Origin of the sequence: Nesterenkonia populi (genome assembly GCF_007994735.1) — a bacterium.
Taxonomy (GTDB): domain Bacteria; phylum Actinomycetota; class Actinomycetes; order Actinomycetales; family Micrococcaceae; genus Nesterenkonia; species Nesterenkonia populi.
In genome coordinates this window covers 926,529-940,985 of record NZ_VOIL01000001.1, presented here as the reverse complement: position 1 = coordinate 940,985, position 14,457 = coordinate 926,529, and the positions used below count along the sequence as shown (strand labels likewise).

12 protein-coding genes are annotated in these 14,457 nt (G+C 67.8%); 2 read left to right on the top strand and 10 right to left on the bottom strand.

Annotated features, from left to right (window positions below; all coding sequences use genetic code 11):
- Positions 1-7: 7 nt before the first annotated feature.
- Entirely contained in the window at positions 8-919 is a 912-nt protein-coding gene (locus tag FWJ47_RS04435; RefSeq protein WP_170228477.1) for a LysR family transcriptional regulator, read from the top strand.
- Between the two features lie 14 nt (positions 920-933).
- Here the strand turns inward: FWJ47_RS04435 and FWJ47_RS04430 are convergent, their stop codons facing one another.
- Genes FWJ47_RS04430 through FWJ47_RS04420 form a run of 3 tightly spaced genes read right to left on the bottom strand, consistent with a single transcriptional unit; the run spans position 934 to position 6,040 of the window.
- Positions 934-2,409 (bottom strand): NAD-dependent succinate-semialdehyde dehydrogenase, encoded by a 1,476-nt coding sequence (locus tag FWJ47_RS04430; protein ID WP_147104662.1) that lies wholly within the window; start codon positions 2,407-2,409, stop codon positions 934-936.
- On the bottom strand, positions 2,406-3,098 hold the full coding sequence (locus FWJ47_RS04425; protein WP_147104659.1) for a GntR family transcriptional regulator: 693 nt from the start codon (positions 3,096-3,098) through the stop codon (positions 2,406-2,408). The genes FWJ47_RS04430 and FWJ47_RS04425 overlap by 4 nt, the downstream gene beginning before the upstream one ends.
- A complete protein-coding gene (locus FWJ47_RS04420; RefSeq protein WP_246126154.1) occupies positions 3,095-6,040 on the bottom strand; it encodes an FAD-binding and (Fe-S)-binding domain-containing protein in 2,946 nt (981 codons plus the stop codon). The genes FWJ47_RS04425 and FWJ47_RS04420 overlap by 4 nt, the downstream gene beginning before the upstream one ends.
- 119 nt (positions 6,041-6,159) lie before the next feature.
- Between FWJ47_RS04420 and FWJ47_RS04415 the strand changes: the two genes are divergently transcribed.
- Complete coding sequence (locus FWJ47_RS04415) at positions 6,160-7,419, top strand: aspartate aminotransferase family protein (RefSeq protein WP_147104656.1); 1,260 nt, start codon at positions 6,160-6,162, stop codon at positions 7,417-7,419.
- 32 nt (positions 7,420-7,451) lie between these two features.
- On the opposite strand, the gene FWJ47_RS04410 is transcribed toward FWJ47_RS04415, so the two are convergent.
- The 7 genes from FWJ47_RS04410 to otnK form a co-directional block, all read right to left on the bottom strand.
- Positions 7,452-8,243, bottom strand: coding sequence for an SGNH/GDSL hydrolase family protein (locus FWJ47_RS04410; RefSeq protein WP_147104653.1), 792 nt, complete (start codon positions 8,241-8,243; stop codon positions 7,452-7,454).
- A gap of 114 nt (positions 8,244-8,357) precedes the next feature.
- On the bottom strand, positions 8,358-8,972 hold the full coding sequence (gene otnC / locus FWJ47_RS04405) for a 3-oxo-tetronate 4-phosphate decarboxylase (protein ID WP_147104650.1): 615 nt from the start codon (positions 8,970-8,972) through the stop codon (positions 8,358-8,360).
- A 10-nt stretch (positions 8,973-8,982) separates the two neighbouring features.
- A complete protein-coding gene (locus FWJ47_RS04400) occupies positions 8,983-10,380 on the bottom strand; it encodes a GntP family permease (protein ID WP_147104647.1) in 1,398 nt (465 codons plus the stop codon).
- Positions 10,381-10,424: 44 nt separating this feature from the next.
- Positions 10,425-11,384 (bottom strand): D-erythronate dehydrogenase, encoded by a 960-nt coding sequence (gene denD, locus FWJ47_RS04395; RefSeq protein ID WP_147104643.1) that lies wholly within the window; start codon positions 11,382-11,384, stop codon positions 10,425-10,427.
- A 17-nt stretch (positions 11,385-11,401) separates the two neighbouring features.
- Positions 11,402-12,226 (bottom strand): DeoR/GlpR family DNA-binding transcription regulator, encoded by an 825-nt coding sequence (locus FWJ47_RS04390; RefSeq protein ID WP_147108923.1) that lies wholly within the window; start codon positions 12,224-12,226, stop codon positions 11,402-11,404.
- On the bottom strand, positions 12,226-13,020 hold the full coding sequence (otnI, locus tag FWJ47_RS04385) for a 2-oxo-tetronate isomerase (protein WP_147104640.1): 795 nt from the start codon (positions 13,018-13,020) through the stop codon (positions 12,226-12,228). The genes FWJ47_RS04390 and otnI overlap by 1 nt, the downstream gene beginning before the upstream one ends.
- A gap of 14 nt (positions 13,021-13,034) precedes the next feature.
- Entirely contained in the window at positions 13,035-14,333 is a 1,299-nt protein-coding gene (otnK, locus tag FWJ47_RS04380) for a 3-oxo-tetronate kinase (protein ID WP_147104637.1), read from the bottom strand.
- Positions 14,334-14,457: the final 124 nt, after the last annotated feature.

Sequence of the window (14,457 nt, the reverse complement as noted above, 5' to 3'; positions counted from 1 at the left end):
TTTCCGGATGCGGAGCTTCGAACCTGATCTGGGACGGCTGCGCACGTTCCTCGCCGTCGTCGCGGAGGAGTCGATCAGCGCGGCCGCGGACAACCTGCGGGTCACCCGAGCCGCCGCCAGCCAACAGATGCAGGCGCTGCAGCGAGACACTGGGCTGACCCTCTTGGAGCGTCGCGGCCGCGGGATCGCTGTGACCGCCTCCGGCCGGCAGTTCGCGGCCCGGGCGGAGCGGCTGCTGCAGGAAGCCGGGGAGCTGCAGGGCCTGGCAGCAGACCTGCGGCAGGGACGCACCGGCTCCCTGGTGATCTCCCACTTCGTCTCTGTGGGGGTGGCCTGGATTCCAGCGATGGTGGCCGCGATCTCATCGGAGTTTCCGGAGCTGCGGATCACGATGCGGCTCTGGGATCTGGAGGAGGCGGCCGAGTGGGAGCCGGATGCGGAGATCTTCGTCCAGCACCCCGACGTCGTGGACCGCTCCGGCTACCGCACGGTGGAGCTGATGCAGGACCCGTACGTGGTGGTGCTGCCCGCCGGGCATCGCCTGGCTGAGCGTGACCAGGTGGCGCTGGAGGACCTGCGCAGCGAGCTGTGGGTGGACAACGACTACACGCGCGGCCCCAATCGGAAGATCCTCATGCAGGCCTGCGCAGGCCTGGGGCTGGCGCCGGACTTCCGCATCGAGACGCAGGACTACGCGGCAGCGGCCGCCTGCGTGGAGGCTGGGGTCGGCATCACCGTGATGCCGCAGCTGTCCTGGCAGACCATCTCCGGCATGGTCGGCGGCGTGCGCGCCCGCTCGCTGACGGAGCCCGGCCTGCACCGCATACTGGCCGTCCGCACCAAGGAGGGAATGGAGCGCTCCCCGGCCGTCCAGCGCCTCCTCGAGCTCCTCCAGGACGAGGTCAGCCGACAGGTCTGACCGCTGCGAGGCCTCTACATCGCGATGCCGATGTACTTGGTCTCCAGGAACTCGTCGATCCCGACGTCTCCGCCCTCACGCCCGAGTCCGGACTCCTTGATGCCGCCGAAGGGAGCGGCCGGGTTGGAGACCGCGCCCTGGTTGAGGCCGACCATCCCGGACTCCACCTGCTCAGCCACGCGCACAGCCCGGGTGAGGTCGTTGGTGAAGACGTAGTTGACCAGCCCGTACTCGGTGTCGTTCACCCAGTCGATGACCTGATCCTCCTCGTCGAACGGGGTGAGCGGAGCGACTGGGCCGAAGATCTCCTCTGACCACATGCGGGCCCGGCGCGGAACCCCCGAGAGCACCGTGGGCGGGTAGAAGTACCCCTCCCCCGCGGCAGGCTCGCCGCCCAGGATCACCTCGGCACCCGATCTCACGGCGTCGTCGACGAGCTCTGCGACCTTGTCCCGCTGGCGGGAGTCCACCATCGGGCCGACCTTCACGTCGTCGTCGACGCCGCGCCCCACCTTCATCGCACCCATCTTCTCGGCAAGCTTCTGCGAGAACTCCTCGATGACGCTGGAGTGGACGAAGATGCGGTTGGCGGCCGTGCAGGCCTCCCCGGAGTTGCGCATCTTCGCGAGCATCGCTCCCTCCACCGCCCTGTCCAGGTCGGCGTCCTCGAAGACGACCAGCGCCGCATTGCCGCCGAGCTCCATGGAGGTGCGCAGAACCTTCTCCGCGCACTGCTCCAGCAGCTTCCGGCCCACCGGGGTCGAGCCGGTGAAGGAGAGCTTCCGGGCGATGCCGGAGCGGATCAGCGGCTCCGTGACCTCACCGGCCGTGGAGGTCACCACGATATTGACCACCCCGGCAGGCACCCCTGCCTCATGAAGGATGTCGGCGAGCGCGAGCATCGACAGGGGGGTCAGCTCGGCAGGCTTCAGCACGCTGGTGCAGCCCGCGGCGAGGGCGGGCCCGATTTTGCGGGTGCCCATGGCCAGGGGGAAGTTCCAGGGGGTGATGAGGATGCTGGGTCCCACGGGCTGCCTGTGGATGAGGAAGCGGGCGCTGCCGGTGGGCGCGGTCTGGTAGCCGCCGCTGATGCGGGTGGCCTCCTCAGCGAAGTGCCGGAAGAACTCGGCGGCGTAGTTGACCTCCCCGTAGGCCTCGGCCAGGGGCTTGCCCATCTCGAGGGTCATCAGCAGGGCGAGGTCGTCCTTGCGCTCGTGCATGAGCCGGAACGCGTTCATCAGGATGTCGGCGCGCTGCCGGGGAGGCATCGTCGCGAAGCCCTTCTGGGCCGCTTCGGCTGCCTTCAGGGCGTCCCAGCCGTCCTCGGGGGAGGCATCGGCCACTTTGGTGAGGACCTGGCCTGTGGAGGGGTCGACGACGTCAAGCGTGCGGCCTTCGCGGGCGTCGCGCCATTCGCCGTCGATGTAGAGCCGGGTGGGGGCGGCGGCGATGACGGCCTGCTCGCGGTCTGCGGTGATCAGGGCGCTCATGGGAGGTCTCCTTCTGGGACGGGAACGGGCATGGTTTCGAGGAATCGGAGGCGCGCACCCTCGAGGTGGCAGTGCAGCCAGGACCGCCACGTCTCGTCGCCGGCGCGGAGCATGGCGGGCAGGCTCGCGTGATCTTCTGCGCTGCGGACGAGGTTCTCGCCCGGCTGGGGGTTGAGGGTGAAGAGAGCAGCCAGGGTGGGCTCGAAGAGGTTCCAGACGGCCTGGGAGCGCTTGCCGCCGCCGATCTGCAGCACCGTGCGATGGAACTGCAGGTCGGCTTCGGCGAATGCGGCCTGCTCCCCGCGGGCGGCGGCCTCGCGCATTCGGCCGGCCGCGTCCTCCAGCGGGAGCCAGTCCGCGTCGGCGATGAGCCCGGATTCGACAGCGGTGCGCTCGATCATGTGCCGGATGGAGAAGATCTCGTCGACGTCCCGGCGGGTGATCGTCGCGACCCGGTATCCCTGCCGGGCCGGGTAGGCGAGACCTTCGTGCTCGAGCTCCTTCAGGGCATCGCGGACCGGACCGCGGCTGACCCCGTGCTGCTCGGCCAGCCGGGACTCCACCAGGTGGGAGTGGGGCGGCAGCTCTCCGGAGAGCACCTGCAGCCGCAGCCGGCGGGCCAGCCGGGCCCCCAGCGGGGAGGAGGTCAGCGGATCGGCGACGGGCGTGCCCGTCGACGGGGAGGTCATCGGCCCGCCTCTTGGCCGGGCCGGCCTGCGCCCTGGGCCAGCAGCTCGGCGAGGTGGAGGGCTGGCACCTGCTCCAGGTCTTCGAGCTGGACCCTGCAGGACATACCATCGGCGAGCACCACCCGCTGCGCGGCGCCGTCGCGGCTCCTCTGGGCTCGCACGGCGGGCAGCAGGTTGGACTCCGCGACTGCGACGGAGGTCTCGTAGTGGCCCTTCTCCATCCCGAAATTCCCGGCCAGGCCGCAGCAGCCGGCGACTTTGGTGACCTGCGCGCCGGCAGACTCCAGGAGGGCCTGATCAGCGTCCCAGCCGATGATGGACTCCTGGTGGCAGTGCGGCTGCGCGACGATATCAACCCCGGTGAGGTCCGGCAGCTCAACGCGCGCCTGCTCTGCCAGACGGGTGACGAGCTCCCCGAAGCTCAGCACCCCCTCGGCGACAGTCTCGGCGTCCTCGACGGCGCTGAGCTCCACAGCGTCTGAGCGCAGGGTGACCAGACAGCTGGGCTCCAGGCCCATCACCGGCACTCCGGAACGGATGTAGGGAGCCAGCATGCCGACGGCATCCTCGATGCGGTCGCGGGCCTGGTCGAGCTGGCCCGTGGTGATCCAGGGAAGCCCGCAGCATCCCCGCTTCTGGATGACTTCGACGCTCAGCCCCTGGCCGCGCAGAAACTCCAGGGCGCCGCTTCCCGACTGGGGGAAGAAATGATCGGTGAAGGAGTCCGCCCATACATAGACGTCCGGCAGGCCGGCCTCTCCCGGCGGCGACGACGCCGCGCGCCTCTTCTCCGCCCGTTTGAGCGTCCTGCGGGCGAAGGAGGCGACGCCGCGGCGCTGGTCAATCCCCGCAGCCCACTTCACGAGCGCGGCCACGGGCGGCACCCGCATGCTGAGGTTGGCCAGAGGCGCAGCCGGCGCGGTGAGCGCAGCCCACTGGGGAAGCCGGCCAAGGATGTAGTGGCTGCGGGGGCGCAGGCGCCGCTTGGGGCTCCCTGCGGCATCGCGATCATAGGTCTGGTGCAGCGCCTCGGCCTTGTAGGTGGCCATGTCCACTCCGGCGGGGCAGTCGGAGGCGCAGCCCTTGCAGGACAGGCAGAGGTCCAGGGCCTCGTGGACGGCCGGATCGGCCAGTCCGTGGACAAGAGTCCCGTCCATCGCCTCCTGAAGGATGCGGCCGCGGCCACGGGTCGAGTCCTTCTCCTCACGGGTCGCCACATAGCTCGGGCACATCACCCCGTTGGCTTTGGGCGCCACGCACCGCCCCACTCCGGAGCAGCGGTGGGCGGCGGCGCCGAAGTCCCCGGCGTCGTGGGTCATCCGCATCCCCGGGAACGGCAGGTCCGCCTTCGGCTGAGTGGGCCTGATGCTCTCGGTGTGAGGAACGACTCCGGCACCCGCGCCCTGCTCGTCTGCGGGGGATGTGATCACGCCGGGGTTGAGGAGGTTCTCCGGGTCGCAGATCCGCTTGGCCTCCGCGAAGAGTGCCAGGGACTCGGAGCTGTACATGGTGGGCAGCAGCTCGGAGCGCACCCGGCCGTCACCGTGCTCCCCGGAGAGCGAGCCTCCGTAGGCGGCGAGCCGCTCGGCACAGGCTGCCATGAACTCACGGAAGACGGCGGTGCTGTTCGGGTCCCCGTGCTGGAAGGGGAAGTCGATGCGGCAGTGGATGCAGCCGTCGCCGAAGTGCCCGTAGGGGTAGCCCTGCAGGCCGAACTCGGCCATCAGCCCTTCGAACTCCCGCATCCAGCTGCCGAGGTGCTCCGGCGGGACCGCGGCGTCCTCCCACCCGGAGTGGGCCGGCGTCTCCAGGCTGATGCCGGCCAGACCGGCACCGTCCTCACGAATCTTCCAGAGCGCGGCGGCCTCCTTGGCGTCCTCGATCAGCCGCTCGCCCACTGCCCCGGAGGCAGCCTTCACCCGGTCAAGGATCTCTGGGGCGTCCTCCCCAGCCACCTCGACGAACAGCCAGGACTCTCCGCGCGGCAGGGTGGGCACTCTCTTGCCGGCTCCCCGCACCAGCGCGACGAGACGGGAGTCCATCCCCTCGCAGGCGATCAGCCGTCCGCTGCCCGCGCCCAAGATGTGCGGCACGGCGTCGGCGGCCTCCGCAACAGTGGGGAACCCGAGCACCATGAGACGGCGGCCGGGCTCGTCCTGCACCAGGTTCACCGTAGCCTCCAGCACCGTGCCGAGGGTGCCCTCAGTGCCGGCGAGGAAGCGTTCCACCCGCCCACGGTTCTCGGGGAGCAGGTGCTCGAGGCTGTATCCGGAGACCTGCCGCCCGAACTGGCCGAAATGGGTGCGGATGTGGCCGAGGTTCCGCTCGGCGAGGCTCAGCAGCTGCTCGGCGGTGCGGCCCTGCGCGCGGCCGGAGCGGGCGTCGAAGCTTCCGATCTCCCCGTTGCCGAACAGGACAGCTGCGGCCTCAATGTTGTCGGCGGTGCGTCCGTAGCCCAGCGCCCGCGATCCGCACGCATTGTTGCCGATCATTCCGCCGATGGTGCACCGGGAGTGCGTGGAGGGGTCCGGGCCGAACCGCAGCCCGTAGGGCGCGGCGGCCCGCTGCAGGTCAGCCTGGACGACGCCTGGCTGCACGGTGGCGGTGCGGGCCTCAGCGTCGATCTCCACGATCTGCTTGAGGTCACGGGTGTCCAGGACGATGCCCTCCCCCACCGCGTTGCCGGCGATGGAGGTGCCCGCCCCGCGCATCGTCAGCGGGACGCCGAGCTCCCGGGAGACCTGGTGGGCGGCGTGGACCTCGTCGATGTGCTGGGGCCGGGCCACCACCTGGGGGACCACCCGGTAGAGGCTGGCGTCGGCGGAGTACATCCCGCGCGTCAGAGCGGAGTCGTCGGCACTGGCGACTCCGGCCTGGCGCAGGCGGCGGCGCAGCTCGGACGCGGCCTGGGCCTCTGCTGGGGCGACGGCGGGTGCGCTCACCGGTGAGCCTCCTTGGTCTGTCCTGAAAAACCTGTCCGCCGAAAAACTGTTAACAGTTTACGGCTAGTGCTACCGTAGCATCGCAGACCCCGATCTCAACTTCTCCGAGGAGCCCCAAGATGGCGCAGCTCTCCCCGCAGCTGAAGCAGGCCACCCCCGTCGTCGCCGACCGCGCCGAGGGCGTGTGGATCTACGACGACGCCGGAAACAAGCACCTGGACTTCACCGCCGGGATCGGCGTGACCTCCACAGGGCACTGCCACCCCAAAGTGGTGGCAGCCGCCCAGGAGCAGATCGGCAGCCTCATCCACGGCCAGTACACCACCATCATGCACAAGCCCCTGCAGCAGCTCACCGCCAAGCTCGGTGAGGTCCTGCCCAACGGGCTGGACTCCGTCTTCTTCTCCAACTCCGGCTCCGAGGCCGCGGAGGCTGCGCTGCGCCTGGCCCGCCAAGCCACCGGCCGGCCCAACATCGTGGTCTTCCAGGGCGGATTCCACGGACGGACCGTCGCAGCGGCGTCGCTGACGACCTCCGGCACCAAATTCAAAGCAGGCTTCTCGCCGCTGATGTCCGGCGTCGCCGTCTCCCCGTTCCCCAACCCCTCCCACTACCGCCACTACGGCTGGGACGCCGAGCAGGCCACGGACTTCGCGCTCCGGGAGCTGGATCTGGTGCTGCAGACCCAGTCCCACCCCAAGGACACCGCCGCGTTCCTGGTCGAGCCGGTGCTGGGCGAGGGCGGCTACATCCCCGGCAACGAGCGGTTCTTCGCCGGCCTGCAGGAGCGCGCCGAGAAGCACGGCATCCTGCTGATCGTCGACGAGGTGCAGACCGGGTTCGGCCGCACCGGGAAGTTCTGGGGCCAGGAGCACTTCGGCCTGACCCCGGACATTCAGATGTTTGCCAAGGGGATCGCCTCCGGCTTCCCGATCTCCGGGATCGCCGCCTCCGAAGCCGTCATGTCGAAGGCATGGCCGGGCTCCCAGGGCGGCACCTACGGCGCCAACGCGGTGGCCTGCGCGGCTGCCGTCGCGACCCTTGAGGTGCTCGAGGAGGAGGCCCTGGTGGCCAACGCGGCCGCCCGAGGCGAGCAGCTGAAGGCAGGCCTGCGCAAGATCGGGGAGAAGTTCGACGCCGTCGTGGACGTCCACGGCCTGGGCCTGATGGTCTCGGTGGAGTTCGCCGACAAGGACGGCGAGCCCGACGGCGCAGCCGCTGCGGCTGCGCACAAGCACGCGGCCGAAAACGGCCTGCTGCTGCTCACCAACGGAATGTACGGCCAGAACGTCCGCTTCATCCCCGCTCTGGTGGTCACCGAGGACGAGGTGGACCAGGCCCTGAAGCTCTGGGATGAGACCCTCAGCGCTGTGCTGTGATCAGCGTCCTTCAGCGGTCACACGGCCCTTGCTCACCAGATCTTTGAGGTGAGCGTGGGGTACTTGGCATCGAGTTCGTCTCCGCTGGACCTCCGGGTCACGCGGCGCCTGATCCAGGGGGCCAGGTAGTCCTTGGTCCAGGCGAACTCGGCGTAGACCTTCTGGTGGATCGCTTTGATGGGAGGCTCCTCCATCTCGGGGAGCTCGATCTCGTCCTTCTCCCCGAGGACTCTGAGCGTCTCCTTGGCCATGAGGATATGCCCTTCGATGCTCAGGTGCAGGCGGTCCTCGTCCCAATACCGCCAGTCCTGGAGCTGCTTCATGTGCCAGAAGTCCACCAGCTCAAGGCCGAGGTCCGCGGCGATCTTGCGGACCGCCTCGTTGTAGATGGCGGTCCGGCCGCGGGTTGCCTTGAACATGGGCGCCTTGCCTGAGTCGAACCCGGTGAAGAGCACCACGCGGCCCCCCGTCTCCACCAGTCGCTCCACGGCCCATCGGTACCGCTCCATCAGGACGTCCAGGTGCACGGTGGGGCGAAGGATGTCATTGCCGCCGGCGTAGAAGGTGACCAGGGTGGGGTTGAGGGAGACGGCGGCGTCGAGCTGGCCGTCGATGACCTGCTGCAGCTTCCGCCCCCGGACCGCGAGGTTGGCGTACCCCCAGGAGGGGTCATTGCTGATCAGCTGGGCAGCGACCCGGTCGGCCCAGCCACGCACCCCATTCGGGCTCGAGGGGTCGATGTCCCCGACTCCTTCGGTGAAGGAGTCCCCGATGGCGACGAACCGCCTGGCGAACGGGCCGCCGAGTTCATCAGCGCCGGACATAGGACCTCCCCCACTTGACTGCATATCCCGCCACCCTACCTCTCGCGCCTAAGCCGTTTGAAGCAACGGGTGCGGAGGCGATTGCCAGGGTTCTTCTCGGGGTCTATGCGCCCTTCATCCCAGAAGGTTCTGGACCTGCTCCTGCGTCAGGGGGCGAGTGGGCCGTCCCTCCAGCAGGAATGCCAGCTGAGCGGAGACCTCCAGCTCCTCTGCCGCGTTGACCGCATCCTCCAGGCTTGAGCCTGCCACGATCGAGCCGTGATTGGAGAGGATCACGCCGGGGCTCCGCTGGCCTGCGGCGAGAATGTCCTCAAGCATCTCGGCGGCACCTGGCTTGTAATAGGGGACGGTAGGGACTTCCTGGCCCAGGCGCATGACGAAGTAGGGAGTGAGGGGCGGGATGCCTTCTTCGGTTCGCAAGCAGCTGTAAGCCGTCACATAGGTGGAGTGCAGATGAACGATCGCCTGGGCCTCGGGGCGGGCCTGGTACATTGCCTGGTGCATCACCACCTCCTTGGAGGGTTTGGGACCCGCAATATGGTCCCAGCCCTGACTCAGCACGGAGAGTCGGTCCGGCTCCAATCGCCCAAGCGAGGAGTTGGTGGGCGTCATCAGGTAGCCGGCCTCAGTGCGCACACTGACATTGCCGGCGCTCCCCACGGAGAAGCCCCGCTCGAAGAGGCTGGCGGCCAGCTCGACGATCTGCTGTCGCAGGTGCTGTTCGGTCAAGGTTCCCCTCTCAGAAGATGAAGCTGGCGATGAGCAGCATCACCATTGTGGCGGCCCAGGCGATGGTGGTGGGGACGGACCACACCAGCATCTGGTGCTTGGCGTTCTTCACGCCGAGCATACGGTTGACCACCCAGAAGAAGCTGTCGTTGAAGTAGCCGAAGAACAGTGCGCCCAACGAGGCCGCCTGAGCGGCCAGCACCATGTTCACATCCGGGACCTGAGCCAGAATGGGTGCGGAGATCGAGGCCGAGGTGATGATGGCGACAGTGCCGGAGCCCTGGATGATGCGCACCACAGTGGCAATGATGAAGGGTATCAGGATGGTGGGCAGCGGCAGGCTCGCCACAGCCTCGCCGATGGCCTCTGCCGAACCGGACTCACGCAGCACCTCGCCGAGCGCACCACCGGCGCCGGTGACCAGCAGGATGATGCCGGCAGCCTGGACGCCTTTCTCCATATCGGCAATGGTGCCCTGGCGGCTCTGGTTGCGGGTCAGGCCGTAGACGGCGGCCAGCACGCCGAAGAGCAGGGCGATGACCGGGTTCCCGATGAATCCTGCAACAGAGACCACGCCCTCGGGCAGGTCCAGCACCCCGGCATCGGTGAGGTTGGTGGAGAAGGTGTTGATGAAGATCAGCACGATCGGCAGCAGTATCGGCAGGATGGAGATGAAGAGGCTGGGAAGCTCCTGCTCGCGCTCATCGGCGCGCTGCTGGAACTCTTCGAAGGCCTCGGCAGGGCTGAGCGTCTCGCCGGTGTCACGTTCGATCATGGCCTCAATCCGTGGGCCCATCACCTTCGCGTAGATGGTCACCAGGAGCATGGCGGGGATGGTGAGCACCACGCCCCAGATGATCATCTCGCCGATGCCGACCCCGAAGATCCCTGCGGCGCCGAGCGGGCCGGGAGTCGGGGGAACAGCGTGGTGGGTGACGATCAGGCCGCCGGCCAGGGCGATGCCGAGGGTGAGGATGGAGCGCCCGGTGGTGTGGGCCAGGGACCTGACCAGCGGCTGAAGGATCACATAGGCGGAGTCGACGAAGATCGGGATGGAGATGATGAAGCCCGCCACGGAGAGAGCCCATTCCTCCTTCTTCTTCCCGATCCAGCGGATCAGGGTGTAGGCGAGCTTCTCCGCAGCTCCGGAGACCTCGAGGATGCGCCCCATCATCACACCCAGACCGATCACCAGACCGATGGTGCCCAGGGTGGAGCCGAATCCGGCGGTGATGGTCTCGATGACGGCGTCGGGAGCCATGCCCGCAGCCATGCCGGCGATCGAGGCGGCGATGATCAGTGCGAGGATCGCGTGGATCTTCGTTTTGACGACGAAGAAGATCAGCAGCGCCACTGCTGCTGCGAGGCCGACGAGGGCCCCTACCTCGGACGTTCCGAGCTCATTCATGGTGTCCTCCTTGACACTGAATCAGGTGTGCGAGCGAAATCGCCTCAGGCGACGAACTCCTCATGGAATTGCCGGACGGCAGCCTCGAAGCTGCTGTCCGGACGGAAGCCGAGCGACAGAGTTCGTTCGACGTCGAATTCCCCGGGCCAGGAGCAGACGATGTCCATGATCTTCTGGTCCTCACGGCGGCTCACCAGCGAGCGAGCCTCTGCACCGCCGACAGTCTCGAGGGCATCGAGCATCTCGGCGACTGTGACGGTGACCCCGGGAAGGTTGAGCACACGCCAAGTGCCGAGCCGGTCTGCCTCGACAATGAAGGCGTGAACGAGGTTCTCCACCGCAGTATTGGGCGAGGAGAGCCACATACGTGTCTCCAGCGGCACCGGCACCTCAGAGGCGACGCCCTGCAGCGGCTCCCGGATGATGCCGCTGGCGAAGGATGAGGCTGCTGAGTTCGGTGTGCCGGGACGCACGGAGATGGTGGGCAGTCGGCAGATCCGGGCGTCCACATATCCCTTGCGGGAGTATTCGTTGACCATCAGTTCGCCGATGGTCTTGGTCGCCCCGTAGGTGGACTCCGGCTGGGCGGCGAGGTTCTCCGGGACCACCTGAGGCATCTCTCCGCCGAAGACGGCCAGGGAGCTGGTGAAGATGAAGGCCGGGCGCTGACCGGTGGCCCGAGCCGCTTCCAGCAGCTGCTTGGTGGCGTCGACGTTGACCTTGTAGGCCAGGTCGAAGTCGGACTCCGAGCCTCCGGAGAGCACTGCAGCCATGTGGTAGATGCCCGCGACGTCGGCGTCGACAAGCTCGGAGACCAGCTGCGGGTCGGTCAGGTCGCCCACGCGGGAGTCCACGCGGGGGTCCTGGACGGGGCATTCGGCAAGGTCCAGGGAGATGATGCGGGTGACTTGGACCGGCAGGCGGCCGGCGTCCTGGGCTTCGAGCAGCTGGCTGATGACGCGGCTGCCGAGGAATCCGGCTCCGCCGGTGACGATGATCTTCATCGAATCGCTGGGTCCTTTCATGAGTGTGGTGCAGAGGTGTCGAGAGATCCGGGGGCTGTGGCCGGATCGGAGGAGCCGGTCAGCAGCAGGTCTACGCCCAGCTCGGCGGAACGGTCCTGGGCCGCCTGGGACAGGGAGGGGTCGGTGATGAGGCCCTCGAAGGCGCCGAAGCTGATGGCCTTGTACGCGGCGACCCGGCCGTATTTGCTGGCGTCCGTGGTCAGATAGGACCGGGAGGAGTTCTCGATGATGGCGCGTTTGACCATTACTTTGGCCTCCGTGGGCACCGAGAGCCCCCTGAGATCGAAGGAGGAGGCAGAGACGAAGGCCAGGTCGATGTTGAACTCGGCCAGCTCTGCTGCTGCGGTGGGTCCGTCCGTCGACATGTTCCCGGGGTCCAGGCGGCCGCCGAGCACATGGACCCGTGCCTGCGGGTGCTCCCCCGCTGCGGCGGCGACGGCGAGGTCGTTGGTGACGATGACCAGGGGCTCCGGAGCTGCGCGTTCGACGAGCTTCCGAGCCAGCGCGAGCATGGTGGTGCCGGCGTCGAGGTACACCACGTCCCCCGGGGAGACGAGGTCCGCGGCCCGCGAGGCGATGGCATCCTTCTCGATTGGTCGGATGCCGAGTTTGGCCTGATGGGTGGCATCCAGGGCGATGCGGGAGGGTTTGGTCACTCCTCCTGCCACAGAGACGAGGCGGCCGTCCTCCTCGAGCACCTTGATGTCCCGCCGGACCGTCATGTGGGAGACCCCGAGCGTCTCGGTGAGATCTGCGATCGAGGCTGATCCCTGCTCATCCACGATATGGACCAGACGACGGCGGCGCTCGTCGGGAATCATCACTGTCCCGACCTCCCCTGCTGGGCCCGGTAGGGCCTGAACCAGTCCAAGCCTTCAGCGGTGGCGGCTGCCGGACGGTACTCGCAGCCGATCCACCCGGTGTAGCCCGCAGAGTCGATCCTCTCGAACAGATACGCGTAGTTGACTTCTCCAAGGTCCGGTTCGTGTCGGTCCGGGACCCCGGCGATCTGGATGTGCGAAGTCACCGGCGCGGTGCTGGCGATGAGTCGGGAGAGATCTCCGTCGGTGATCTGAGCATGGTAGAGATCCAGCTGCAGGCCGACGTTGGAGTGGTCGATCTCGTCGAGGATCTGTCTGCCCATGCCCACGCTGGAGAGGAAGTATCCGGGCATGTCCACAGGATTGATGGGTTCGATGAGGATCCGCACCCCGTGGGCCTGGGCCGTCTGGGCGGCACGGCGGATGCGCTCCACATACCGCTGCCGTGCTGCAGGGTCGGCGGAGTCGGCGATCCCGGCCATGACGTGGACCTGGCGGCAGTTCAGCGCGCGGGCATACTCCAGGGCGGTCTCCAGCCCCTGGTCGAACTCTGCATCCCGGTCCGGAAGAGAGGCGATGCCGCGCTCCCCGTCCTCCCATCGGCCGGGCGGGGCATTGAACAGCGCCTGGGTGAGGCCGTGCTGCTGCAGGGCGGAGGAGATCTCATCCGAGGTGTGCTCGTAGGGAAAGAGGTACTCCACCGCACGAAAGCCTGCTTCCGCGGCTGCGCCGAAGCGCCGGAGGAAGGGCTCCTCGGTGAACATCATGCTGAGGTTGGCTGCGAACTGGGGCATAGCGTGGTCTCCTCTCAGCTGCCGGCGGAGCCGTCAGCCACCAGCTGCTGGGCGGCTGCGAAGAACTGCTCGTCGCCGAAGTTCCCGGACTTCAGGGCGAGGTCCAATGCACCGTCCAGGCTGAGGGTCCAGGGCACTCCCGGAGCGATCTGCGGACCGACTTCGAAGCCGGCGACGCCCAATGCCTGGGTCACAGCACCTGAGGTTTCGCCTCCCGCGACGATGAACCGGGTCACGCCCCGCTCGCGCAGGCCGCTGGCGAGGTCTCCGAAGAAACCCTCGATCGCTGCGGAGAGGCGCTCCGCCCCGTAGGTCTGCTGCCATTGCCTGACCGTCTCCGGGGCGGCGGTGGCATAGACCATGGGCGCCGGCCCGCTCGGGGCCCCACCGATGTGGTTCAGGACCCACTCGGTGAGCTCACCCAGGTAGGCCCGGGGCTCGTCGATGACGCGGGCGACGTCGAGCGCGGCACTGGGGGCCTGCTGCCTATACTCGGCCACCTGCTTGTTCGTCATCTGGGAGGACGAGCCGGAGATGACGAGGGCGGGGCCGCTGGTGAATTCCCACTGCTGGGCGGCGGATTCGGCAGCCGGGGCCTCATCCCGGCCGGTGAGGGCCCTGCCCAGACCGGATCCCATGCCGGAGCCGCCGGTGAGCAGACGAAGGTGGCGGGACGCTTCTCCGATGGTGTCGAGGTGGTCGTGGTTGAGAGTGTCGATGACCGCGTAGCGGGCCCCCCGGGCCTTTGCCTCATTGAGCGCGTGCCGGACAGCCTCCGGGCCCTGTTCGACCACCTGGTATGGCACGGCTGCTGCTGTGCCGCGACTCTGCGCCTCCATCAGCCGCAGGAGGTTGGAGTCGGTCATGGGGGTGACCGGGTGGTCCTTCATGCCGGATTCGTGGAGCGGCTGGTGGTGCACGAAGAGGCTGCTCTGGTAGACCGTCCGACCGTTGACCGGCAGAGCCGGCACGATGACGGTGAAATCCTCTTTCAGCTCCTCAAGGAGGGCGTCGGTCACCGGGCCGATGTTCCCTGCGGCAGTGGAGTCGAAGGTGGAGCAGTATTTGAAGATGATCTGCTCAGCACCCAGCTGCTGCAGGATCCGGCAGGCGCGCAGGCTCTGCTGGACCGCGTCATCTGCCGGAATGGACCGGGTCTTCAGGCTGATGACGACAGCGTCGGCGTCGAGGTTCTCAGGCGCTTGTTCCGGGCTGTTGAGCTGAGCTGTCCGCAGGCCGGCAGAGACCAGGAAGCCGGCGATATCGGTGGCTCCGGTGAAGTCGTCGGCAATCACACCTATGCGCAGCGTCATCGGCACGCCTTTCTGTGGGGCTGCATCATTGCAGTGATTCAAGTCGCACTGTGTTCATATCTGTGAAGACTAGATCACAAGTTCACATAAGCTAACACGCTCCGGCAGTGAATGTGAAGCCGAT

Excerpts from the sequence above, each read along its gene's own strand:
- FWJ47_RS04435 (WP_170228477.1), top strand. The coding sequence starts at position 8 with ATGCGGAGCTTCGAACCTGATCTGGGACGGCTGCGCACGTTCCTCGCC.
- denD (WP_147104643.1), bottom strand. The coding sequence starts at position 11,384 with ATGAAGATCATCGTCACCGGCGGAGCCGGATTCCTCGGCAGCCGCGTC.
- FWJ47_RS04430 (WP_147104662.1), bottom strand. The coding sequence starts at position 2,409 with ATGAGCGCCCTGATCACCGCAGACCGCGAGCAGGCCGTCATCGCCGCC.
- FWJ47_RS04410 (WP_147104653.1), bottom strand. The coding sequence starts at position 8,243 with ATGTCCGGCGCTGATGAACTCGGCGGCCCGTTCGCCAGGCGGTTCGTC.
- FWJ47_RS04425 (WP_147104659.1), bottom strand. The coding sequence starts at position 3,098 with ATGACCTCCCCGTCGACGGGCACGCCCGTCGCCGATCCGCTGACCTCC.
- otnK (WP_147104637.1), bottom strand. The coding sequence starts at position 14,333 with ATGACGCTGCGCATAGGTGTGATTGCCGACGACTTCACCGGAGCCACC.
- FWJ47_RS04400 (WP_147104647.1), bottom strand. The coding sequence starts at position 10,380 with ATGAATGAGCTCGGAACGTCCGAGGTAGGGGCCCTCGTCGGCCTCGCA.
- otnI (WP_147104640.1), bottom strand. The coding sequence starts at position 13,020 with ATGCCCCAGTTCGCAGCCAACCTCAGCATGATGTTCACCGAGGAGCCC.
- FWJ47_RS04390 (WP_147108923.1), bottom strand. The coding sequence starts at position 12,226 with ATGATTCCCGACGAGCGCCGCCGTCGTCTGGTCCATATCGTGGATGAG.
- FWJ47_RS04415 (WP_147104656.1), top strand. The coding sequence starts at position 6,160 with ATGGCGCAGCTCTCCCCGCAGCTGAAGCAGGCCACCCCCGTCGTCGCC.